Below are 22,998 nucleotides of genomic sequence, written 5' to 3' on the forward strand. Positions count from 1 at the left end.
GCAACCAGACTGGTTGCGCGGCCGCAGTGTTTTCGTGTTGACCCGGTGGCCGGGTGCGTCAGATGTACATCGCGGGGTCGATGTAGGTCGTCGGGTCGACGGCGGGTTCGCGCTGTTTCTCGGTGCGCGGGCGCACGATCGCCGGAATGCCGGTGGCGATGGAGTCCGCCGGAACATCGTGTGTCACAACGGCATTCGCGCCGATCGCCGAATCGTCGCCGATGAGGATGGGGCCGAGTACCTTGGCGCCGGCGCCGACGGTCACCCGGTTGCCGATGGTGGGGTGGCGCTTGCCCTTGTTGAGGCTGCGACCGCCCAGTGTCACGCCGTGGTAGAGCATGACGTCGTCGCCGATCTCGGTGGTCTCACCGATCACCACGCCCATGCCGTGGTCGATGAAGAACCGCCGGCCGATGGTGGCCCCCGGGTGAATCTCGATGCCGGTGAGGAATCGGGTCACCTGTGCCAATACCCGCGCCGGCCCGCGCCAGGCCGGCCGCGCCCACAGCCGGTGGGCCAGGCGGTGCGACCAGATGGCATGCAGGCCCGAGTACACCAGGGCGTTCTCGACGTCCCCGCGTCCCGCCGGGTCGTGGCTGCGAGCGTTGTCCAGGTCCTCGCGGAGGGTCGAAAGAGCCCCGGCGAACAGCGTCATTTTTGTTTCTTTTCCCGTCGCTTCGCTCGCCCGGTCAGTCCCGGATGTGCTCGTACAGCGCCGTGGAGACGTACCGCTCGCCGAAGTCGGGGACGATGACGACGATGAGCTTGCCGGCGTTCTCGGGGCGCTTGGCCAGCTGCAGCGCTGCCCAGACGTTGGCACCCGCAGAGATGCCGCCGAGGATGCCCTCGTCGGTGCCCAGCGCCCGCGCGACCTCGATGGCGTCCGGGAAGGCCACGTCGATGATCTCGTCGTACACGGCGCGGTCCAGCACCTCGGGGACGAAGTTCGCGCCGAGGCCCTGAATCTTGTGCGGGCCGGCCTGGCCGCCGGTGAGGATGGGGGAGTCGACGGGTTCGACACCGACGATCTTGACGTCGGGCTTGCGGGACTTGAGGACATGCCCGACACCGGTGAGCGTGCCGCCGGTGCCAATGCCTGCGACGAAGATGTCGACCTCACCATCGGTGTCGGCCCAGACCTCCTCGGCCGTGGTCTTCTCGTGGATCGCCGGGTTGGCCGGATTGGCGAACTGATCGGCGGCGACGGAGTTCGGGGTCTCGGCAAGGATCTGCTTGGCCTTGGCGACCGCGCCGGCCATGCCTTCGGAGCCCGGCGTCAGCACGATCTCGGCGCCGTAGGCACGCAGCATGACGCGCCGCTCCAGGGACATGGTCTCCGGCATCGTCAGGATGACCTTGTAGCCACGGGCCGCGCCCACCAGTGCCAGCGCGATGCCCGTGTTGCCGCTCGTGGCCTCCACGATGGTGCCACCGGGCTTGAGTTCACCGGACTGCTCCGCGGCGTCGACGATCGCCACACCGATGCGGTCCTTCACGCTGTTCGCCGGGTTGTAGAACTCCAGCTTTGCCACAACCTGTGCACCAGCGCCCTCGGTCAACCGGTTGAGCCGGACCAACGGCGTGCGTCCGACCAGTTCGGTGACATTGGCGTAGATCTTGCCCATCGGTGACCTCTCGTCGGCGCTAGCTTGGTGAAATTGTGATGCCCGCGCAGGCACCTGCCGAATCTGCTGAATGGCGGGTGTCCCGTCAAGGGTTTCGTTCATCACAAAATCTATCTGTTTGCGACAACGCTTCAGCCCGGGGTGGGTATTTCACACCTCGATGCGCGATCCCAGGATCACCGTGCGGTCGAGAGGCAGCCGGAAGTAGGCCGCGGCGTCGGATGTGATGTAGGACGTACCGATGAAAAGCCTTGTGCGCCACGGGGCCATCGACGGCTTCTTGCCCATCACCAGATCGACCTTCGACAGGAAATAGGTCGCGCCCGCCAGATCCAGCGGCCCCTCGGTACGGGTCGAGTCGAGCAGCGCCAGCGCGGCGGGCACGTCGGGCCGGTCCATGTATCCGTAGGTGGCGGTGACGTGGATGATGCCGTCGTCGCGGTAGCCCAGGTCGTCGACCGCCAGCCGGGCGCCGTCGGTGACCCGCGGCACCGTCGCGGTCTCGAGAGACAACACCACCACGTGCTCGTGCAGCATCCGGTTGTACTTCACGTTGGCGCGCATGGCGAGCGGCGCGGTCTCGATGCCGCGGTTGAGGAACACCGCGGTGCCCGGTACCCGGGTCAGCGGGGGATCGCTGGCGACGATCGATTCCACGAACTGCCGCAGCGGGCCTTCGACGGCGTCACGGGCCCGCGTCACCACCGCGCGGCCGTCCTGCCACGTCGTCATCACGGTGAACGCGATCAACCCGATCAGCAACGGCAGCCAGGCGCCATGGACCAGCTTGGTGAGGTTGGCGGCGAGGAACAGCAGGTCCACGGTGAGCAGCGGGGCCCCGATTGCGATGACGGACCACCGGGGCCAGTTCCACCTGGCGCGGGCGATGTTGAGGAACAGCAGCGTGGTGATGGTCATGGTCCCGGTGACCGCCATGCCGTACGCGTAGCCCAGCGCCGCGGAGCTGCGGAAGGCGAAGACCAGGGTCAGCACCGCGATCAGCAGCATGCTGTTGATCCACGGCACGTAGATCTGGCCCATCGTGGACGCCGACGTGTGCAGGATCCGCAGCCGCGGCAGATAGCCGAGGTGTGCGGCCTGGGCGGCGACGGAGAACGCCCCGGTGATGACGGCTTGCGACGCGATCACGGTTGCCGCGGTGGCGAGCAGGACCATCGGCAGCCGGCCCCATTCGGGCGTCAGCAGGAAGAACGGGGCGTCGTGGACGTTCGGGTTCTGCAGCAGCAGCGCGCCCTGCCCGAAGTAGCTCAACATGCAGGCCGGGAACACCAGCAGCAGCCAGGCGACGGTGATCGGTTTGCGGCCGAAATGCCCCATGTCGGCGTACAGGGCCTCGGCGCCCGTCACCGACAGCACCACGGCGGCCAGCGCGAAGAACGCGATGTGGAAATGCCCCGCCATGAAGCCCAGCGCGTACAGCGGATTCAGGGCGCGCAGGATCTCGGGCTCCCTGATGATGCCGCCGACGCCGCAGGCGCCGATCACCGTGAACCACACGATCATCACCGGACCGAAGAACTTGCCGACGACCGCGGTGCCCCGGTGCTGCACGCTGAACAACGCGATGATGATCACCGCGGTGATGGGCACCACCCAGTCGGCAAGGCCCGGGTCGATGGTCTTCGAGCCTTCGACGGCCGACAGCACCGAGATGGCCGGGGTGATCATCGAGTCGCCGAAAAACAGTGCGGCACCGAGGATTCCGAGCGCGGCGAGGAAGGCCGCGGTGCGCCTGCCGAGCTTGTTCGACGACTGCTTCACCAGGGTGATCAGCGCCATGACGCCACCCTCGCCGTCGTTGTCGGCGCGCATCACCAAGCTGACGTAGGTGATGGTGACGATCAGCATCACCGACCAGAACACCAGAGAGACGACGCCATAGATGTTGTCGTGGCTGATCGGCACCGGATGCGGGTCATCGGGATTGAACAGCGTCTGCATCGTGTAGATCGGGCTGGTGCCGATGTCGCCGAAGACGACGCCCAGTGCACTGATGGCCAGGCCCGCTCCCAGCCCCTTGCGACCGGTGTCGGGGTGTGTGCCCACGCGCGGCGTCTCCTTCGTCCGGATCGTTGACCAACCGTCCGGATCGTAGGCGACGTAGCCGTGCAGTGTTGTCAGGTTCGAACTGCGCCCGACGGCGGGTTGCGCCGGTTGACGCGCCGGCACACCAGCAGCACCGTCGCCGGCAGCGCCATCATCGACAGCAGTTGCAGCAGCTCAGACATCGGTGGTCCCGGAAATTCGCATGAGGCCGAGTCAACCGGCGCCGTCGGCGCGGCGCCACGATCTATACGCAATCCATACGGCGCCGGCCGCGGTCTTGCCGGGATTCAGACGAGTTACGCGGCGCGTGGAATCGCGGCGACCTCGTCGAAGCGGTCCAGTACGGTCTCGGCGACGAGCCGGTGTGCGCCCAGCGGCTGGGCCATGGCGATGTGTTGTGCCGCAGCGAATTCGGCGACGCGATCGGTGATCGTGCCGTGCGCCAGGAACCAAGGCGCGATGACCAGACGCGTCGCACCCTGCTCCCGCAACAGCTCGGCGGCTTCGGCCAGGTTGGCGTGCGGGCCGGTGGCGAACGCCGTCGTGGCGTGCCAGTGGGTGCCCGCGGCGAGCCCGGGGGCCACGGTGGCGGTGCGTGCGTTGGCGGCCGCCGACGACGACCCGACAGCCGTCACCAGGACGCCGACGCTCGAGTCCAGCCGGGACACCCCGCAGTGTGTCAGCCGCTGGCTCAGCACGTGGATCAGCCGGTCGTCCTCGCCGAGCACTGGCGCTTGCCGGACCGCCGGACCGGCGTCGGCGATCATCGCGGGGATGTCGACGCGCGCGTGATAGGCGTCGGCCAGCAGCAGTGGCACCACGACGCCGTCGGTGGGCGAGTCGGCCAGCACGTCCCGCAGATTCGGCGAATTCTGTTCGCAGAACGCCACTTTGACGTCGACGCCGCGCCGTAGGGCGGCCACGGTGCGGGCCACCTCACGGGCGTTCGCCGCAGACCGCGGATCGGCACTGCCGTGCGCGGTGAGGATCAGTTGCACGGGTTCCTTCCCGTCGCTGCGCTCGCCCAGGGCGAACTCAGGACGCGTGCAGACCGCACTCGGTCTTGGCCAGGCCGGCCCAGCGACCACTGCGGGGATCGGCGCCCTCGGCCGGCTTCTGGGTGCACGGTGCGCAGCCGATGGACGGATAGCCCTCGTCCACAAGCGGATTCACCAGAATGCCGTTGGCTTCGATGTACGCCTGCATGTCGTCATCGCTCCACGCGGCGATCGGGTTGATCTTCACCAGACCGAACGCCTCGTCGAAACTGATCAGCGGAGCGTTGGCGCGCGTCGGCGCCTCGACGCGGCGGATGCCCGTCACCCACGCCGAGTAGCCCTTGAGCGCCTTCGACAGCGGCTGCACCTTGCGCAGGTTGCAGCACTGCGCCGCATCACGCGCGAACAGGTCCTTGCCGAGGAGCTGGTCCTGCTCGGCGACGGTGTGCTCGGGCGTCACGTTCACCACGTGCACGCCGTAGACGGCCTCGACGGCGTCCCGGGTGCCGATGGTCTCGGCGAAGTGGTAGCCGGTGTCCAGGAACAGGACATCGACGCCGGGACGGACCTTCGCGGCCATCTCGACGAGCACCGCGTCCTGCATGTTGGACGCCACGACATACCGGCCGGCGAAGTTCTCGTCGACCCAGCGCAGCAGTTCCTCAGCAGTGGCGTCGGCCAGTTCGGCAGCGCCGCGCGCGGCAAGTTCCCGTAGCTCGGTTTCAGTCATGGCTGTGTTCACCAAGGTCACCTCAAGTCAGCTTCGTCGGCCCGAACGGCCCACTGGGCAAAACGCTCTCCGGCCTCGCGTTGTTTCACGAAGTTGCGCACGACACGGTCGATGTAGTCACCGAGCTCGGTGGCCAGCACCTTGTGCTGACGCAGCTTGCGCCCGAAACCGCTGTCCAGGCCCAGGCTGCCGCCCAGGTGCACCTGGAAGCCCTCCTCGGGACCGTTGCCGTCGTCGATCATCTGGCCCTTGAAGCCGATGTCGGCGATCTGGATACGGGCGCACGAGTTCGGGCAGCCGTTGAGGTTGATGGTGACCGGCACGTCGAGCTGCGAGTTCAGGTCGGCGAGCCGCTGCTCGAGCTCGGGGACCAGCGACTGCGCCCGGACCCGGGTCTCGGCGAACGACAGCTTGCAGTACTCGATACCGGTGCAGGCCATCAGGTTCTTGCGCCAGTGCGACGGCCGGGTCTGCAGGCCCAGCGCGTCCAGGCCGGCGATCAGTTCCTCGACCTTGTCGTCGGGCACGTCGAGGATGATCAGCTTCTGGTACGGGGTGAGGCGGATCCGGTCGGAGCCGGCGGCCTCGGCCAGGTCGGCGACCTTGGTCAGGATGGTGCCCGACGAGCGGCCGGCGATGGCCGCGACGCCGACGGCGTTCAGGCCGTTCTTCAGCTTCTGCACGCCGACGTGGTCGATGGTGTGCGGCACCTGCTCGGGCGCCGGGCCGTCGATGAGCTTGCGGCCGAGGTATTCGGTCTCGAGAACTTCCCGGAACTTCTCCACGCCCCAGTCCTTGATCAGGAACTTAAGGCGGGCCTTGGAGCGCAGCCGGCGGTAGCCGTAGTCGCGGAAGACCTTGGTGATGCCCTCCCAGACTTCGGGCACCTCGGCCAGCGGCACCCACGCGCCGAGGCGCTGCGCAAGCATCGGGTTGGTGGACAGGCCGCCGCCGACCCAGACGTCCAAGCCGGGGCCGTGCTCGGGGTGGTTGACGCCGATGAAGGCGATGTCGTTGATCTCGTGGGCGACGTCCTGCAGACCCGAGATGGCGGTCTTGTACTTGCGCGGCAGGTTCGAGAACTCCGGGTTGCCGACGTAGCGGCGCACGATCTCGTCGACGGCCCAGCTCGGGTCGAGCACCTCGGTGAGGGACTCACCGGACAGCGGGCCACCGAGCACGACGCGCGGGCAGTCGCCGCACGCCTCGGTCGTCTGCAGGCCGACCGATTCGAGGCGACGCCAGATCTCCGGCACGTCCTCGACGCGGATCCAGTGGTACTGGATGTTCTCGCGGTCGGTGATGTCGGCGCTGTCGCGGGCGAACTCGACCGAGATTTCGCCGATGGTCCGCAGCGCGGCGCTGGTCAGGGCCCCGCCGTCGCAGCGCACCCGCATCATGAAGTAGGGCGCCTCGAGCAGGTCGGCGTTGTCGTCGCCGGTGTAGGTGCCGTCGTAGCCCTGCTCGCGCTGCGTGTACAGACCCATCCAGCGGTAGCGTCCGCGCAGATCGTCCTTGCTGATCGACTCGAAGCCCTGCTTGGAGTGGACGTCGATGATGCGCTGCCGCACGTTGAGCGCGTCGTCCTCCTGCTTGAACACCTCGTTGGGGTTCAGCGGTTCACGATTGCCCAGCGCCCACTGGCCTTCGTCGCGGGTCTTGGCGGGTTTTGCTGTTGTCACTGGGTGGTTTCCTTCGCGCAAGAGCTGGCGTTGGATCACGCGTACGCCGGGGGCTGTCCGGCACTGCCGATCCTGTGCCGGCTGAAAGATTCTGGTGGCAGAACTAGGGCATCAAGGCAGCATCAAGGCAGACAGCAACAGCTGCATACACGCTTGAAGTCGACATGCCGCCGCATTACCAATGCGGAACCGAGGGCGCGGTTGAGGCTGGCGGACACCCGGCCATTCTGCCACGAACAGGACATTCGGCCTAACCGGGCCAGGTTCGGAATCATCGCGAGCAAAACCTTGCTCGCCGCGGTGGGACACTGGTTGCCATGACCGACGCCCATACCAGCGCTACCGGGCCGTTCGGCATCTATATCCACGTCCCGTTCTGCGCGACCCGCTGCGGCTACTGCGACTTCAACACCTACACCGCCAGTGAGCTGGGCGGAGCCAGCCCCGAGGGCTGGCTGACGGCGCTGCGCACCGAGCTGGCGATGGCCGGCGCCCAGGTCGACCTGCCGGTCGACACGGTGTTCGTCGGCGGTGGCACGCCGTCGCTGCTGGGTGGCTCCGGCCTGCGGGCCGTGCTCGACGCGGTGCGGGACAACTTCCGGCTCGGTCCCGGCGCCGAGGTGACGACCGAGTCCAACCCGGAGTCGACGTCGCCCGAGTTCTTCGCCGAGTTGCTGGACGCCGGCTACACGCGGGTTTCCCTCGGCATGCAGTCGACGGCGCCGCACGTGCTGGCGGCACTCGACCGCACCCACTCGGCCGGCCGCGCCCCGGCGGCGGCGCGGGAGGCGCTGGCGGCCGGGTTCGCGCACGTCAACCTCGACCTCATCTACGGGACGCCGGGGGAGTCCGACGACGATCTGCGCCGGTCCGCGGATGCGGCCATCGAGGCCGGTGTCGACCACGTCTCGGCGTACGCGCTGATCGTCGAGGACGGCACCGCGCTGGCCCGCAAGGTGCGGCGCGGCGAGATCCCCGCACCCGACGACGACGTGCTCGCAACCCGCTACGAGCTGCTGGATACGCACCTGAGCCAGGCCGGGCTGGACTGGTACGAGGTGTCGAACTGGAGCCGTCCGGGCGGCGAGTGCCGGCACAACCTCGGCTACTGGGACGGCGGCCAGTGGTGGGGCGCCGGGCCGGGTGCGCACGGTTTCGTCGGCGCCCGGCGCTGGTGGAATGTCAAGCACCCCAACGCTTATGCCGAGGCCCTCGCCGCGGGCAGGCTGCCGGTCGCGGACTTCGAGGAGCTGGACGACGCCACCCGGCACGTCGAGGACGTCATGTTGCGGTTGCGGCTGCGCAGCGGTCTGCCGGTCGCCGTGCTCACCGCGGCCGAGCGGGACCGGGCCGAAGGTGCGGTGGCCGACGGTCTCGTGGCGGTCACCGACGACCGTCTGGTGCTGACGGAGTCCGGCCGGCTGCTGGCCGACGCCGTGGTGCGCACGGTCCTGGACTGAACCACTGGACTGAACCCAGCGGGCGGGTTCTCGCATCCCACAGCCAGTCGCTATGGTTAGGCAAACCTTAGTCTACGGGTGGAGTGGGTATTCCGATGACCGACGCAGAACCGTCGCCGCGTGCGCAGCTCAAACAGGCGAAGCTCGCGGCAGCGCAGGACCGCGCGGCGCTCAAGGAGCTGCTGGCGCCCGTGCGCGGCCGCACCGCGCTGGCCCAATTGCTGCAGCTGATCGCGGCGGCCGCGACGGTGGTGCCGTTCATCGGCATCGTCGAGCTGGGCCGGTATCTGCTGGCGAGCGGCCCGATCGAGGCGGCCCGGGTGTGGACGATCGTCGCGGTCTTCATCGGCGGCGGCCTCGGCCTGCGCACCCTCGCCGGCGGCCTGGCGCTGACGCTCACCCACCACGCCGACGTCCAGCTGCAGGGCGAGCTGCGCCGCCGGTTGGTGACCACGCTGGGACGGTTGCCGCTGGGCTGGTTCGGTGCGACGTCCTCCGGCGAGGTACGCAAGGCCGTCCAGCACGACGTCGGCGAGCTGCACCACCTGGTGGCCCACGCCGCGGTCGAGAAGACCGGCGCACTCGCCACACCGGCATTCGGCCTGGCGTACTGCTGGTACCTGGACTGGCGGCTGGGGCTGCTGGCCATCGGCACGATTCCGATCTACCTCGTCGTCTACAGCGTCCTGATGCGCGGCGCGATGGCCCGCATGGCCCAGATGAACGAGGGCATCGCCCAGATCAGCGCCACCATCGTCGAGTTCATCGCCGGGGTCTCGGTGGTCAAGACCTTCGGGGAAACCGGCAAGGCGCACAAGCGATTTGCCGACGCCGCCGACGAGTTCAACGACGGCTTCGCCGGATTCGTGGGACCCATGGTGCGGCTGCGCGCGGTGTCGTCGGTGTTCGTCGAAGCGCCGGTGGTGCTGCTGGTGAACCTCGCCGGCGGCCTGTGGTTCATCCGCAACGGCTGGGTGACGCCGATCGAGGTCCTGGGGTCGACGCTCGTCGCCGTCACCATCCCCACCGCCGTGCTGGCCGTCGGGTACTCCGCCGCCGCGAGCCGCCAGGCCGTCGCCGCAGCCGGCCGGCTGACGGCGTTGCTGACCGCCCCCGAGTTGCCGATCGCCCAGAACCCGCAAGTGCCGCAGGATAATTCGGTCAGCTTCTCGGGCGTCGAATTCTCGTACGACGGCACCAACACGGTGCTGCACGACATCTCGCTCGACCTGCCCGCCGGCAGCATCACCGCGCTGGTCGGCCCGTCGGGCAGCGGCAAGTCGACGCTTGCGACGCTCGTCCCGCGCTTTCACGACGTCACCGGTGGCGAGGTGCGCATCGGCGGCGTGGACGTCCGTCAGATCGACCCCGCGGTGCTGTACCGGCACGTTGGTTTCGTCCTGCAGGACGTGCAGCTGCTGGGCATGAGTGTGGCCGACAACATCCGCCTGGGCCGTGCCGATGCCGACGACGATGCGGTGTACGCCGCCGCGCGCGCCGCACACATCCACGACCGGATCCTGGCGCTGCCCAAGGGGTATGACTCGGTGGTCGGGGAGGACGCGCACTTCTCCGGTGGCGAGGCGCAGCGCATCAGCATCGCCCGCGCGCTGCTCGCCGACACCCCGATCCTGGTGCTCGACGAGGCCACGGCATTCGCCGACCCCGACTCCGAGGCGCAGATTCAGGCCGCGCTGTCGACCCTGATCGAGGGCCGCACAGTGCTGGTGATCGCCCACCGGTTGGGGTCGATCGTCGGCGCCGACAACATCGTCGTCCTGCGGGACGGGCGCATCATCGAACAGGGGCGCCACGACGAATTGCTCTCCCGGGAAGGTGTTTTCGCGCGCATGTGGCAGACGTACACGGCCACCGGTGAATTGGAGGCGGTGCGATGACGATGATCAACGGGTTCCTGCGGATACTCGGCCCCGAGCGTGGCCGCATGTACAGCTTCCTGGCCTGGGCCGTCGCGTACGGCCTGCTGCACGGTCTTTCGATGACGCTGCTGGTGCCGATCTCGCTGGCTTTGTTCGACGGTGACTTCGGTGCGGCGGGCCGCTGGCTCGTCGTCCTGGCGGCGGTGGTGCTGCTCAGCGCCGTCGCCCACTACGTGCAGGCCGCGCAGTCGATGCGGATGGCCCTGACCACGATGCGGCTGCTGCACCACCGGCTCGGCGACCACATGGTCACCCTGCCGCTGGGCTGGTTCACCCGCGAGCGGGTCGGCCAGGTGTCCCAGATCGCGGTCAAGGGCACGACTTTCGTCGGCACGAGCAGCGCGCACCTGGTGACGCCGCTGGTGGTCAACACCACCAGTGCACTGACCGTCGTCGTCGGGCTGTTCGTCTTCGACTGGCGCATCGGCGTCGCGGCCCTGGCGGGTGGGGTGGTCCTCATCCTGGCCACCCGGGCGTCCGCCGCGTTGATCGCGTCGGCCGAGGCGCGCACGCATGCCGCCGAGATCGAGGTGAACTCCCGTGTCATCGAATTCGCGCGCTGCCAGCCGGTGCTGCGCGCGTTCGGGCGGACCGGGGCCGAATTCGATCCGCTGACCGGGGCGCTGGCCGAGCAGGAGCGGGTCGGCAAACGGGCGCTGTGGGCCTCGGTGGCCGGCATGATGCTGAGCGGCGTCGGCGTGCAGGCGGTGCTCGGCGGACTCATCACGGTGGGCGTCTGGCTGGCCGTCGGCGGCGAGATCAACCCGGTGACGCTGGTGGCCATCCTCGGGCTGGCGGCGCGCTTCACCTCGCCGCTGTCGGAACTGGCCGAATACGGCTCCGCGATGCGGATGGCCGGTGCGGAGCTGGATCGGATCACGTCGGTGCTCGACACGCCGGCGCTCCCGGAACCGGCTGCACCGCAATCGGTTACGACGCCCGGGCAGGTTGAACTGGACGGTGTCGCCTTCAGTTATCCGGGGCGCCGCGTGCTCGAGGACGTCAGCTTCGTCGCGGCGCCCGGCACCATGACGGCGCTGGTCGGCCCGTCTGGCTCGGGCAAGACCACCATCACCCGCCTGCTGGCGCGCTTCTACGACGTCGACGCCGGCGTGGTCCGCGTCGGTGGCGTCGATGTCCGGGACCAGAGCACCGCGGAGCTGATGGCCCAGCTGTCCCTGGTGTTCCAGGACGTGTACCTGTTCGACGACACGCTCTGGGAGAACGTGCGGATCGGGGCACCGGCCGCGTCCGACGACGACATCCGGGAAGCGGCCCGCACCGCCGGCCTGCAGTCCGTCGTGGACCGGCTGCCGGCCGGTTGGCAGACGCGGGTCGGCGAGGGCGGTTCGGCGCTGTCCGGCGGTGAACGTCAGCGTGTCTCGATCGCGCGGGCATTGCTGAAAAACGCTCCGGTGGTGCTGTTCGACGAGGCCACCAGCGCGCTGGACCCCGAGAACGAACGCCACGTCGCCGCGTCCATCCGCGAACTGGCGGATCGCAGCACCGTCATCGTGATCGCGCACAAGCTGTCGACGGTCACGGCCGCCGACAACATCGTCGTGCTGTCCGACCGCGGCACGGTGGACGACAGTGGCACGCATGACCAGCTGATGGCGCGCGGTGGCCGCTATGCCGACTTCTGGGCGCAGCGGACGTCGGCCAGCGGGTGGACCGTCGCGACGCGGGAGGCGAAAGCCGGCGCTGGGTCCTGAATCACAGGGGCGGGCAGTGTTTTTTGGGTGAGGTTAGGCTAAATTAACTTTCGTGACTGCTGAAGCTATAGACGCGGCGTCGGTGACGCGCATTGCTTTGCCCGCCGACGTCGTCCCGGCCGATCTGATCGCGCAACTGGCAGCCGAACTTCCCGAGCGCTCCGGCGCCGACTATGTCGGCTACGAGCACTCGGGCGAGTGGGTGCTGGCCATCGGAGTGCGCACCGCCATCGAATTCGACAGCGACGAATTGCGGATCGTCGACGCCGGCGGCGCAGTCGCCCGCCAGGCGTGGAGCGGCCGGCCCGGCGAGGTGCTGGGCGACGCCGTCGACCGGCTGCTCTTGGAGACGGACCGGCTTTTCGGTTGGGTCGCTTTTGAATTCGGCACCTACCGCTTCGGGCTGGCACAGCGACTGCCGGCGGGGACCCCGCTGGCGCGGGTCTTCAGCGCGCAGACGCAGGTGGTCGTCGCCGACGGCGAGGTGTGCGTGTCGGGTGACGGGGACGTGGTGGTCGAGACGCTGAATCGGCTGCTGCAGTCGGGTATCCCGGCGGTCGGGGCCACCCGCGCCGTCGACGTGAGCGTCGACGGCAGTGACTACCCGTCGCGGGTTGCCGCCGCCGTCGCCGAGATTGTGGCGGGCGACTACCAGAAGGTCATCCTGTCGCGCCGGTTCGAGGTGCCGTTCGCGGTCGACTTCCCGGCGACGTACCGGGTGGGCCGGGCGAACAACACCCCGGTGCGGTCATTCCTGTTGCGGCTGGGCGGGATTCGCGCGCTGGGCTTCAGTCCGGAGCTCGTCGCCGCGGTGCGGGCCGACGGCACCGTGGTCACCGAGCCGCTGGCCGGCACCCGCGCCTTCGGCCGCGGCGTGGATCACGACCGCGCTGCCCGCGCCGATCTGGAATCGAACTCGAAAGAGATTGTCGAGCATGCGATTTCGGTCCGCAGCTCGCAGGAGGAGATCGCCGAGGTGGCCAAGCCCGGCACCACGGTCGTCAGCGACTTCATGACGGTGCGGGAGCGCGGCAGCGTGCAGCACCTGGGCTCGACGGTGTCCGGCGAGCTGTCGGAACAGATGAACCGGATGCATGCGCTGGAGGCGCTGTTCCCGGCGGTGACGGCCTCGGGCATTCCCAAGGCCGAGAGCGTCGACGCCATCATGCGGCTCGACGAGTCGCCGCGTGGTCTGTACTCCGGCGCGGTCGTGATGTTCAGCGCCGACGGCGGTATGGACGCCGCGTTGACGCTGCGCTCGGCCTACGAGGCCGACGGCCGGACCTGGCTGCGCGCCGGCGCCGGGATCATCGCCGAGTCGACGCCGGAACGCGAGTTCGAGGAGACCTGCGAGAAGCTGACGACGCTGGCCCCGTATCTGGTGCCCCGCGCCTGAGCTAGAAGTCCAGGCCGGCCGGGGCGTCGGCGGGCGGTTCGCCGCCGGCGTCGGTGAACGCGTGGAGCGCGCGGACCAACCCCATGCGCTCACGGGCCGGCATGACCTCGACGATCCGGGCGATCTCGGCACGGCGGCGGGCGGTCACGGTGTCCACGACGGCGCGTCCCCGGCGGGTCAGCTCCACGACGATCTCGCGGCGGGAACCGGGGTTCGGGTGCCGGTCGATCAGACCGGCCGTGACCAGGCGCTCGGTCATCCGGCCGATCGTCGAGGGCTGTACGTCGAGCTGACCGGCAAGTGTCGTCAGATTGCTCGTGCCGTGTGCCGCCAGGATCGCCAGGACTCGGAGCTGGGGGATGGTCAGCATGTCGTCGACGGCCGCAACGGAGCGGGCCGTGATGTCCAGGAGCAGGCGCGATGCGGTCACGAGAGCGTCGGCGATGGTGTCGACCGACGGCTCGGCGGCGGTTCTCGGTTGGGCGGACACCGCGGTTCCTCCTCGTGGGGTAGAGATAATTTACCAGCTCGCTAATTTTGAAGCCGTTACCAAACGGTGACCTGCGGGGTATGGTGCACCGGTGGACAAGGCCGGATTAGCTACCGCGACGCGCGCCAGGCGCCGCTGGTCGGTGGCTCTGGCGGCGCTCGTCATGCCGGCTGCGGCGTTCGTCACCGCCGGCACCGCGACCCAGGCCGTCACCACCGCCGCTGACGTGGATGTCTGCTGCGCGCAGGTGGTCCTGGCCGAGCGGGCCGCTTCCCATCCGGGTTCGCTGATCGTCGCCGAGGCCGCCGAGAGTTCGCGTGCCATGGTGCGCACCATGGCTTTGCCGGTGGGCGTCGCCGCCGAACGCGGCCTGCAGGTCGACACCATCCTCGCCGAACGCGCGGTCAGCGCGACGTTCCCGGAGATTCACACCATGACCGGGGTCCGGCCGGACGCGCTGCGCTGGCATCCCGAAGGCCTGGCGCTCGACGTGATGGTGCCCGACTACGGGTCGTCGGCAGGCAAGGCGCTCGGGGACCGCATCCTGCGGTACGTGCTGGCCAACGCGCAGAAGTTCGATCTGAACCATGTGATCTGGCGGCAGGCCATCTATTTCCCGGACGGCACCGCCCACCGGATGCCGGACTACGGCGGGCCCGACGCCAATCACTACACACACGTGCACATCTCGACCAACGGCGGCGGCTACCCCACGGGCAACGAGTCCTACGTCTTGTCCGCTTCCGGGCCGACGTTGGTCAAGGGTTCATCGACGCCCACCGTGACGTTCGTCAGCGCGCACTGAGTTCGACCCGCGCTGAGCCGGGCCCCGGCGAGCGCACCGATGAAGAGCGCCAACAACATCCAGCCCGCGCTCGTGCCCAGCCCGTTCTTGGCCATCAGCAGCAGCGCCACGCCGGCCGCGCAGATCAGCACACCGGCCACCGTCGACGCGCGCCCCGTCGCCCGGACGCGTGCGTCCCACCAGCGCAGCGGATTGTGCTCGAGCGGGGACAGCAGCAGGAACATGACCGTCATCACCACGGCGAAGACCAGCGCGCGGATCGCGATGTTGCGCCAGAAGTACGGGGCCGCCGGGTCGTACGCGTCCAGGCCCACGGCATGCAGGCTGAACGTCGCGATGGCGATGGCCGCGATGTGCCACAGGTACAACGTCATCGCCCCGCTGTTGCCCACCACGATCAGGTACCAGATGCGGGGACGCCCGGCCCACCGGCGGACCGCACCGGCGCAGGCGATGAACAGACTGGACATCCAGACGCATTGCAGGGCAAGCAGCAGCGTCGGCGGGGTGACGTTCGACATCCGTTCGGTGCCGGTGACCACCAGTGACACGTCGTAGGGCCCGTACCTGGCAACCAGCACCTGGACGGCCAGGGTGCCGGCGGCGACGGCCAGCGCCGTCCTCGGTGCGATGAGCCGGTGCGCGTACGCCGCGCCGATGACCATCGGAATCAGCCAGACCACAATCAGATTCGCCGCGCCGGCTTCCAACATGTGCGTGCTGATCCGGGCCCAGTCGCCGAGCGCCGCAGCCGCCATGAGGGCCGCGACGACCAGTGCGGCCGACCGCGCCGAGCGCAAGCGCGCCAAGGCGGGGACGAACGCCAGCACGATCAGATAGGTGCCGAGGAACCACAGCAGTGCGACGGCCTCGTTGCCCAGGGCCGCCGCGGACTCGGCACCCATGGTGAACCGCACCACGATCAGGGCGACGGTCCACGCGCCCAGGTACCACAGCGCCGGTCGGCACAGGCGTTGCGCGCGGGTGAAAAGCCAGGTGCCCCAGGGCGTCCCGGCACGCCAGCTGTGAATGCCCGCCGCGGCTCCGGCGAAGAAGAACAACGGCATGACCTGCAGCACCCAGGTGGCCGGCTGCAGGCCGGGAACGGCGCCCAGGGTGTTGCCGATCTGGACGCCGTCGGCGGTGATGGTGGCCAGCAGCAACGCGCAGTGACCGAACATCACCACCAGCAGCGCACCGAGGCGCGCCACGTCGATGCTGCGGTCGCGGTCGGGCGCGGTGCCGTCAATCACGGTGTGGAAATCGGGCAACAGTCTCGGCATGAGCTGATGATGCCCGAGCGCCGGGCGGCGTGGATGAGTGTGACTACTCAGACCCGCCCGCGACCACCGCGACGTCGGCGGCACCGTCGTGCTGCCCGACGAACCGGCGAATGCGGGCCACCGCGAACACGATGCACAGCACCACGAGCGTGGGACCGGTCGCGACGATGACGAACTGCGAGATGTCGACCGGGTAGTTGAAGATCATGTACAGCGCGAAGACGGGATAGAAACCGCACAGGAGCCCGAGCCCGACGCACAGCTGCGTGTGCAGCCGGTGCCAGTCCTGGATGCTCTGCTCGGTCCAGCCGCGTTCGGGCAGCGCCGGCTCGGCGAGCGCGGGGGAGATGACGCCGGCCATCTTCTTCGAATTCGGTTTGCGCAGTAGCCCGCTGATGGCGAAGGACCACACCAGCAGCGACATGGGGACGAGTTCGAGGGCCTGCACGATGCGCGGGTTCCTGGTGGTGAGCGCGATGATCAGCGAGCACGCGGCGCCGACGATCACCACGACGTTCGCGGGCTCGACCTTGCGCTTGCGCACCATGGTCAGCGCGCCCTGCGCGGCGGCGGTGATGATGGCCCCGACCAGCGCGAGGTACGGCTCGAAGTCGAACACGCGCAGCACGTAGTACGCGATCAGCGGTGGAATGGTGTTGATCGCCGTGTTGACGATGTACTCGCGCAGGGTCTTCGGGGTATCGGACATGGAAGCTGGCTCCTAGCGGGGGTCGGTTTATCCCGCGAGCAGACGTAAAACTGTCGATATCTGGCGAAATTCGACAGTTTTGAGTCTGCTCGCGAGGGATTTCATGGTCAGGCGGATGTGGCGGCCGCGATGGCCCGGCTGATGGCCTTCTTGTCGACCTTGCCGACAGCAGTCACCGGCAGCGATGGCTGTGCGATCAGGGTGTCGGGCCGGCTGTGTACCGCAACGCCGCGGTCGTCGAGGTAGCTGTTGAGGTTGCTGAGGCTGACGGCAGGACCGCTGAATACGACCACCGCGCATATCTTTTCGCCCAGATAGGGGTCCGGCAGCGGGACCGCGGCCGCGGCCCGGATCGACGGGTGCGTGAGCAGGTGTTCCTCGAGATCGAGCGCCGAGATCGTCTCCCCGCCCCGGTGGATGACGTCCTTGATGCGTCCGGTGACCTCGAGGTAGCCGTCGGCCCGGCGGCGCACCCGATCCCCGCTGCGGTAGAAGCCATCCGGGCTGAATGACCGCTCGTTGTCGGACGGGGCCCGGTAGTAGCCGTTCAGGGTGTACGGCCCACGCACCAGCAGCTCACCCTCGCCGCCGACCGGCACGTCGGCGCCCTCGTCGTCGACGATGCGCAACTCGTCGTCCGGGCACAGCGGTGCCCCTTGGGTGTGGTCCAGCAGTTCGGGATCATCGCCGGGACGGGTGTAGTTGATCAGCCCCTCGGCCATGCCGAAAACCTGTTGCAGGCCGGGGGTCAGCGCGGCGCGCGCGGCCGCCGCGTCCGGTGCGGACAGTTTGGCGCCGCCGACCTGGAGCAGTCGCAAGGTGGTGGGGCGCTGCGGTTCCCAATCGCAGGCCTGCGTCCACAGGGTGGCCAGGGCGGGCACCAGAGCGCAGACGGTGACGCGGTGCCGGGCGATGGTGGCGAACGCGGACTCCGGGCTGGGATCGGTGGTGAAGACCGTGGTGGCGCCGACGGACATGGCGCCCAGCATCCCCGGGCACGACAGCGGGAAGTTGTGCGCAGCCGGCAGCACCGTCAGATACACGTCGTCACCGGTCATTTCGCACACCGCGGCGCTGGCGGTGGCGTTGTAGTAGTAGTCGTCGTGGGTGCGGGGGATCAGCTTCGGCGCCCCGGTGGTGCCGCCGGAGACCAGCAGCAGGGCGGGTTCCGCGGTGTCGATCGTCGGCGCGGCTGCCGCCGCGTGGCCGAAAAGGGAAGTCCAGCTGGTGAATTCGCCGGCATCGCCGCTGACGACCACGTGCCGCAGGCGCGGGTGCTCGGCAACCAGCTCGCGCGCCATGTCGCGATAGTCGAAGCCGCCGAACCGGTCGGCGATGACGAGCGCGACGGCGCCGCTGACCGTGGCGAAATGACCGAGTTCGGCGCGCCGATGAGCGGGCAGGCACATGACGGGCACCGCACCCGCGCGCAGCAGTCCGAACAGGGCGATGGCGAAGTCGGTGGTGTTGGGCATTTGCAGCAGTACGCGGTCGCCGGTTTCGATGCCGAGAGCGGCGAAGCCGGCGGCGGCTTCGGCGGCCAGCCGATCGAGTTCGGCAAACGTGTGTGACGCGGATGAGTCGACGACGGCGACGCGGTCCGGCCACTGTCGCGCGGCGTCGGACAACAAGCTGTCCAGCGGTTTGCCTGCCCAATAGCCCGCCTCGCGGTAACGCTCTGCGCGATCGTGCGGAAACGGAACGAATCCATTCAGCAAATGCTGGTCGGCCTCGGTGGAGACAGTGGTGCGCGTCACGGCGGATCCCTCGGGGTAGGCATGGAGGTAGCGGCAATATAGGGTAGCCTAATCAAAATTAGGACAGCCTGTCTTTAACGTGTTCGGGAGGGTTTTGTGGGCGTCGTGGCAGTGAATTCGCAGGCCATCCGCGAGGAGGTTGCCGAACTGCTGGGTGCCCGTGCCGACACCCTCGACCCGGGCGCCGACCTGATCAGCCAGGGCCTGGATTCCATCCGCATGATGTCCCTCGCCGGACGCTGGCGGAAGCAGGGCATCGACATCGACTTCGCCGCACTGGCCGCCGAGCCGACCATCGCGGCCTGGTCCGAACTGCTGTCGGCGGCGGGCGGCCTGCAGCGCGCCGAAACTTCGGCACCGCAGGATGATTCGGAACATGACCAGCCGTTCGGCCTGGCCCCGATGCAGCACGCCATGTGGATCGGCCGGGAAGACGACCAGCAATTGGGTGGCGTCGCCGGGCACCTCTATGTCGAATTCGACGGCCACGGCGTCGATGCCGGGCGACTGACCGCCGCCGCAACGGCTTTGGCGGCACGGCACCCCATGCTGCGCGTGCAGTTCCTCGCCGACGGCACGCAGCGCATCAAGGCGCTCGACGGCGACTTCCCGGTGACGGTCACCGACCTGCGGGACCTGCCGGCGGACCAGATTGCCGAGCAGCTGGCCGCGACCCAGCGCCGCAAGGCGCATCAGCAGTTGACCGACCAGGTCTTCGAACTGACCCTGACCCTGCTCCCGGACGGCAAGACCCGCCTGCACGTCGACCTGGACATGCAGGCCGCCGACGCCATGAGCTACCGCACCCTGATGACCGATCTCGCGGCCCTGTACCGCGGTGTCGAGCTGGCTCCGCTGGCCTACACGTACCGCGAATACCGCGTGGCCACAACGCAATCGGCGCAAGAACCCAATCCCCGCGCCGACGCGGATCGGCAGTGGTGGGGCGAGCGGCTCCCGGAACTGCCCGACCCGCCACGCCTGCCGCTGGTTCCGGTTGCCGAGCAGAACGACCCGCGGCACACCACGCGGCGCTGGCACTGGCTGGCCCCCGACGTGCGGGACGCGCTGTATGCCGCGGCCCGCCGGCGCGGCATCACGCCCGCGATGGCCCTGGCCGCGTCCTTCTCCGATGCCCTGGCCTGCTGGTCGGCCGGACAGCGCTTCCTGCTGAACGTGCCGCTGTTCGGGCGCGATCAGCGGCACGCCGACGTCGACCGCCTGGTGGGTGACTTCACGTCGTCGCTGCTGCTGGACGTCGACCTGACCGACGCGGCCACCGCGACGGCGCGCTGCGGCGTGCTGCAGGATGCATTCCGCAGCGCCGCAGCGCATTCCGAGTACTCCGGGCTCGAGGTGCTGCGCGACCTGAGCCGGCACCGCGGCACCCAGGTGCTGGCACCCGTCGTCTTCACCAGCGCCCTCGGCCTCGGCGAACTGTTCGGCTCGGCCGTGCTCGAGACGTTCGGCACGCCCGGGTGGATCAATTCGCAAGGGCCGCAGGTGATGCTGGACGCCCAGGTTACCGAGTTCAACGGCGGCGTGCTGGTCAACTGGGATGTGCGCGAGGACGCGTTCCCCGACGGCGTCATCGACGCCATGTTCGCCCGGCACATCGCCGAGCTCGAACGGCTGGCCGGCGACGACGCCGCATGGGAGGCACCCACCCCGGAGCCCTTGTCGGCGGCGCAGCGCGCGGTCCGTGACGCGGCCAACAGCCGCACCGCGGCGCCCAGCGGCGCGGCGCTGCACACCGGCTTCTTCGCCTCGGCAGCAGCCCGCCCCGACGCCACCGCCATGATCGGCGAGTCCCGGCAGTGGACGTATGCCGAACTGGCCGAGGAGGTTTCGGCCGTCGCGTCCGCGCTGCAGATCGCCGGTATCGTGCCGGGGGACACCGTGGCCGTCCTCGGACCCAAGGGCGCCGAACAGATCATCGCGCTGCTGGCCATCCTCGCCGCCGGCGCGGTCTACCTGCCGATCGGCGTGGACCAGCCCGCCGACCGCACCGAGAAGATCCTGGCCACCGGCGGCGTCCGGATGGCGCTCTACTGCGGTGACCTGGCACCGTCGTGGAAACCGTCGCTCACCGTGACGGAGGCATTGCGGATCGGCCGTCGCGCCGAGGGACCGTTCGTCCCGGCCGCCACCGATCCGCACGAACTGGCCTACGTGCTGTTCACCTCCGGCTCCACCGGTGAGCCCAAGGGCGTCGAGGTCACCCACGACGCGGCGATGAACACCGCGGAATTCCTGTACGGGCACTTCGACATCGGACCGGCCGACCGCTGCCTCGCGCTGGCCACCCTCGAGTGTGACCTGTCGGTGCTCGACATGTTCGCCACGCTCGCGACGGGCGGCAGCATCGTCGTCGTCGACGAGCCGTACCGGCGCGACCCGGACCGCTGGGCCGCCCTCATCGCCCAGCACGGCGTGACGGTGCTCAACTTCCTGCCGGGCTGGCTGGAGATGCTCGTGGAGGTCGGTGCGGGGCGTCTGGACACCGTCCGGGTGGTGCTCACCGGTGGCGACTGGGTCCGGACCGCCATGGTCCGGCACCTGCAGGCGCAGGCGCCCGGTGTCCGCGTCGCGGGCCTCGGCGGAGCCACCGAAACCGCCATTCACGCAACGATTTTCGAGGCCGGCAAGTTGCCGGACACCTGGTCGGCGGTGCCCTACGGCGTGCCGTTCACCAACAACGCGTGCCGCGTGGTCAACGAGTCGGGCCAGGACTGCCCCGACTGGGTGGCCGGCGAACTGTGGTTCGCCGGACGCGGCATCGCCTCGGGCTACCGCGGCCGGGCCGATCTGACCGCCGACCGCTTCGTGCGCTACGCGGGCCGAACCTGGTACCGCTCAGGGGATCTGGCGCGCTACCGGCCGGACGGCATCCTGGAGTTCGTCGGGCGTGCCGACCACCGCGTGAAGATCAGCGGCTACCGCATCGAGCTCGGTGACGTCGAGGCCGCACTGCAGCGGGTTCCGGGCGTGCGTGCCGCGGTGGCCGGAGTGGTCTCCGGCGGGGAGCGTGGACATGACGTGCTGGCGGCCCTCGTCTCGGTCGACGACGCGGAGCTGACCGCCGAGCGCATCTCCGCGGCCGTTGCCGAACTCGTACCGCCGCACATGATCCCGCGGCAGCTGCAGGTGGTTGCGGCGATTCCGTTCACCGTCGGCGGCAAGACCGACCGCCGGGCCGCGGCCGGTCAGCTCGCGGCACTGGTCCAGGCGGCCGACGGCGCCGGACGGGCGCAGCCGGAGACGATGCTGGAGCGCGCCCTGGTGGCGATCGTCTCCGAGCTGGTCGCAGTCGATGCGGGTGTCGAGGACGACTTCTTCGAGCTCGGCGGTGATTCGGTTCTGGCGACCGCCACCGTCGCGCGGATCCGGAAGTGGCTGGATACCCCGACCGTGGGCGTGCCGGACATCTTCGCCGCCCGGACGGTGCGGGCGCTGGCGCAGCGGCTGACCGGCCGCGAGAACGGCAGCGACCGACTGGAAATGGTCGCCGAGCTCTACCTGGAGATTTCCGAGATGAACCACGACGACGTGCTCACCGCGCTGGACCCGGCGGCCGTCTCATGACCGACGTGCATACCGGCTCCGCGACCGAGCCGAAAAGCGCCTTCGCGCCCTGGATCAAGCACTACGCGGGCTCCGGCGACGCCGGAGCGGTCGTGATCTTCCCGCATGCCGGCGGGGCCGCGGTCGCCTACCGGGACCTGGCCACCGCCTTGTCGGGCAAGGGGATCGACGCGTATGTCGTCCAGTACCCGCGCCGCGCCGACCGGCTGGCGCATCCGGCGCACCCGACCGTCGAGCAGCTGGCCGCCGACCTGTACGCCGCGGGCGACTGGCCGGGCCTCGGCCCGCTGCGACTCGTCGGGCACTGCATGGGTGCGGTGGTGGCCTTCGAATTCGCACGCGTGGCGGAACAGAGCGGCGCCACCGTGCACAGCCTGTGGGCGTCGGCCGGCCAGGCGCCGTGCGATGTGGTCGACGCGCCGCCGCTGCCGACCGGCCCGCGCGAAATGCTCGCCGAGATGGTCGATCTCGGAGGTACCGACCCCCGGCTGCTCGCCGACGTGGATTTCGTCGAGATGCTGCTGATGGCGGTGGGGGCCGACTACGAAGCCCTCAACAGGTACGTGGGCGGCGGCCGCATCGCTGCCGACATCCACGCTCTCGGCGGGCGCGACGACCATCGCATCGACCGGGACATGCTGCGCCGCTGGGAGAACCACACGTCGGGCGCCTTCACCCTGGCCGAGTTCGACGGCGGCCACTTCTACCTCAACGACCAGCTGGACGCGATCGCGGAAGTGATCAGTGCGCGCTGAA

General features: G+C 69.2%; 18 protein-coding genes. 7 read left to right on the forward strand and 11 right to left on the reverse strand.

Annotated features, from left to right (window positions below):
- Positions 1-58 precede the first annotated feature (58 nt).
- The 7 genes from epsC to ACJH7A_RS00580 all read right to left on the reverse strand — a co-directional run bounded on the left by epsC (position 59) and on the right by ACJH7A_RS00580 (position 7,434).
- On the reverse strand, positions 59-655 hold the full coding sequence (gene epsC / locus ACJH7A_RS00550; protein WP_212812267.1) for a serine O-acetyltransferase EpsC: 597 nt from the start codon (positions 653-655) through the stop codon (positions 59-61).
- 34 nt (positions 656-689) lie between these two features.
- Positions 690-1,625, reverse strand: a complete 936-nt coding sequence (cysK, locus tag ACJH7A_RS00555; protein ID WP_212814896.1) for a cysteine synthase A — start codon at positions 1,623-1,625, stop codon at positions 690-692.
- Positions 1,626-1,775: 150 nt separating this feature from the next.
- A complete protein-coding gene (locus ACJH7A_RS00560; RefSeq protein WP_256445358.1) occupies positions 1,776-3,692 on the reverse strand; it encodes a potassium transporter Kup in 1,917 nt (638 codons plus the stop codon).
- A 296-nt stretch (positions 3,693-3,988) separates the two neighbouring features.
- Positions 3,989-4,690 carry a sirohydrochlorin chelatase gene (locus ACJH7A_RS00565; protein ID WP_212812266.1) on the reverse strand — a complete coding sequence of 234 codons (702 nt, stop codon included), beginning with the start codon at positions 4,688-4,690 and terminating at the stop codon, positions 3,989-3,991.
- A 37-nt stretch (positions 4,691-4,727) separates the two neighbouring features.
- The gene (locus ACJH7A_RS00570; protein ID WP_212812265.1) at positions 4,728-5,420 is read right to left on the reverse strand and encodes a phosphoadenylyl-sulfate reductase; all 693 of its coding nucleotides are present in this window, start codon (positions 5,418-5,420) and stop codon (positions 4,728-4,730) included.
- 17 nt (positions 5,421-5,437) lie between these two features.
- Complete coding sequence (locus ACJH7A_RS00575) at positions 5,438-7,102, reverse strand: nitrite/sulfite reductase (protein ID WP_212812264.1); 1,665 nt, start codon at positions 7,100-7,102, stop codon at positions 5,438-5,440.
- Between the two features lie 122 nt (positions 7,103-7,224).
- Positions 7,225-7,434 carry an Ms4527A family Cys-rich leader peptide gene (locus ACJH7A_RS00580; RefSeq protein WP_371824529.1) on the reverse strand — a complete coding sequence of 70 codons (210 nt, stop codon included), beginning with the start codon at positions 7,432-7,434 and terminating at the stop codon, positions 7,225-7,227.
- Between ACJH7A_RS00580 and hemW the strand changes: the two genes are divergently transcribed.
- The 4 genes from hemW (at position 7,420) to ACJH7A_RS00600 (ending at position 13,613) form a co-directional block, all read left to right on the forward strand.
- The gene (hemW, locus tag ACJH7A_RS00585; protein WP_212812263.1) at positions 7,420-8,562 is read left to right on the forward strand and encodes a radical SAM family heme chaperone HemW; all 1,143 of its coding nucleotides are present in this window, start codon (positions 7,420-7,422) and stop codon (positions 8,560-8,562) included. The genes ACJH7A_RS00580 and hemW overlap by 15 nt on opposite strands.
- Positions 8,563-8,657: 95 nt before the next feature.
- Positions 8,658-10,460, forward strand: a complete 1,803-nt coding sequence (locus ACJH7A_RS00590) for an ABC transporter ATP-binding protein (protein WP_244872615.1) — start codon at positions 8,658-8,660, stop codon at positions 10,458-10,460.
- A gap of 2 nt (positions 10,461-10,462) precedes the next feature.
- Positions 10,463-12,217 carry an ABC transporter ATP-binding protein gene (locus tag ACJH7A_RS00595; protein ID WP_406801317.1) on the forward strand — a complete coding sequence of 585 codons (1,755 nt, stop codon included), beginning with the start codon at positions 10,463-10,465 and terminating at the stop codon, positions 12,215-12,217.
- Between the two features lie 52 nt (positions 12,218-12,269).
- Positions 12,270-13,613, forward strand: coding sequence for a salicylate synthase (locus ACJH7A_RS00600; RefSeq protein WP_406801271.1), 1,344 nt, complete (start codon positions 12,270-12,272; stop codon positions 13,611-13,613).
- 1 nt (position 13,614) lies between these two features.
- On the opposite strand, the gene ACJH7A_RS00605 is transcribed toward ACJH7A_RS00600, so the two are convergent.
- Complete coding sequence (locus ACJH7A_RS00605) at positions 13,615-14,103, reverse strand: MarR family winged helix-turn-helix transcriptional regulator (protein ID WP_212812261.1); 489 nt, start codon at positions 14,101-14,103, stop codon at positions 13,615-13,617.
- Between the two features lie 91 nt (positions 14,104-14,194).
- On the opposite strand from ACJH7A_RS00605, the gene ACJH7A_RS00610 reads away from it, so the two are divergent.
- On the forward strand, positions 14,195-14,908 hold the full coding sequence (locus ACJH7A_RS00610) for a hypothetical protein (protein WP_244872614.1): 714 nt from the start codon (positions 14,195-14,197) through the stop codon (positions 14,906-14,908).
- Here ACJH7A_RS00610 and ACJH7A_RS00615 read toward each other — a convergent pair.
- The 3 genes from ACJH7A_RS00615 to ACJH7A_RS00625 all read right to left on the reverse strand — a co-directional run bounded on the left by ACJH7A_RS00615 (position 14,830) and on the right by ACJH7A_RS00625 (position 18,657).
- On the reverse strand, positions 14,830-16,191 hold the full coding sequence (locus ACJH7A_RS00615; RefSeq protein WP_406801272.1) for an acyltransferase: 1,362 nt from the start codon (positions 16,189-16,191) through the stop codon (positions 14,830-14,832). The genes ACJH7A_RS00610 and ACJH7A_RS00615 overlap by 79 nt on opposite strands.
- Positions 16,192-16,234: 43 nt before the next feature.
- Positions 16,235-16,900 carry a VC0807 family protein gene (locus ACJH7A_RS00620; protein WP_318985320.1) on the reverse strand — a complete coding sequence of 222 codons (666 nt, stop codon included), beginning with the start codon at positions 16,898-16,900 and terminating at the stop codon, positions 16,235-16,237.
- A gap of 107 nt (positions 16,901-17,007) precedes the next feature.
- Positions 17,008-18,657, reverse strand: coding sequence for an AMP-binding protein (locus ACJH7A_RS00625; RefSeq protein WP_318985319.1), 1,650 nt, complete (start codon positions 18,655-18,657; stop codon positions 17,008-17,010).
- 105 nt (positions 18,658-18,762) lie between these two features.
- Between ACJH7A_RS00625 and ACJH7A_RS00630 the strand changes: the two genes are divergently transcribed.
- Positions 18,763-22,242: an amino acid adenylation domain-containing protein gene (locus tag ACJH7A_RS00630; protein ID WP_406775446.1), complete on the forward strand. Its 3,480-nt coding sequence runs from the start codon at positions 18,763-18,765 to the stop codon at positions 22,240-22,242.
- A complete protein-coding gene (locus ACJH7A_RS00635) occupies positions 22,239-22,997 on the forward strand; it encodes a thioesterase II family protein (protein ID WP_212812256.1) in 759 nt (252 codons plus the stop codon). The genes ACJH7A_RS00630 and ACJH7A_RS00635 overlap by 4 nt, the downstream gene beginning before the upstream one ends.
- The last annotated feature ends 1 nt before the right edge of the window (position 22,998 follow it).

Source organism: Mycobacterium sp. SMC-17, from assembly GCF_045310915.1.
In the GTDB taxonomy this organism is placed as follows: Bacteria; Actinomycetota; Actinomycetes; order Mycobacteriales; family Mycobacteriaceae; genus Mycobacterium.

Coding starts and splice junctions, on each gene's coding strand:
- epsC (WP_212812267.1), bottom strand. CDS start 655: ATGACGCTGTTCGCCGGGGCTCTTTCGACCCTCCGCGAGGACCTGGAC.
- cysK (WP_212814896.1), bottom strand. CDS start 1,625: ATGGGCAAGATCTACGCCAATGTCACCGAACTGGTCGGACGCACGCCG.
- ACJH7A_RS00570 (WP_212812265.1), bottom strand. CDS start 5,420: ATGACTGAAACCGAGCTACGGGAACTTGCCGCGCGCGGCGCTGCCGAA.
- hemW (WP_212812263.1), top strand. CDS start 7,420: ATGACCGACGCCCATACCAGCGCTACCGGGCCGTTCGGCATCTATATC.
- ACJH7A_RS00580 (WP_371824529.1), bottom strand. CDS start 7,434: ATGGGCGTCGGTCATGGCAACCAGTGTCCCACCGCGGCGAGCAAGGTT.
- ACJH7A_RS00590 (WP_244872615.1), top strand. CDS start 8,658: ATGACCGACGCAGAACCGTCGCCGCGTGCGCAGCTCAAACAGGCGAAG.
- ACJH7A_RS00595 (WP_406801317.1), top strand. CDS start 10,463: ATGATCAACGGGTTCCTGCGGATACTCGGCCCCGAGCGTGGCCGCATG.
- ACJH7A_RS00615 (WP_406801272.1), bottom strand. CDS start 16,191: ATGCCGAGACTGTTGCCCGATTTCCACACCGTGATTGACGGCACCGCG.
- ACJH7A_RS00620 (WP_318985320.1), bottom strand. CDS start 16,900: ATGTCCGATACCCCGAAGACCCTGCGCGAGTACATCGTCAACACGGCG.
- ACJH7A_RS00635 (WP_212812256.1), top strand. CDS start 22,239: ATGACCGACGTGCATACCGGCTCCGCGACCGAGCCGAAAAGCGCCTTC.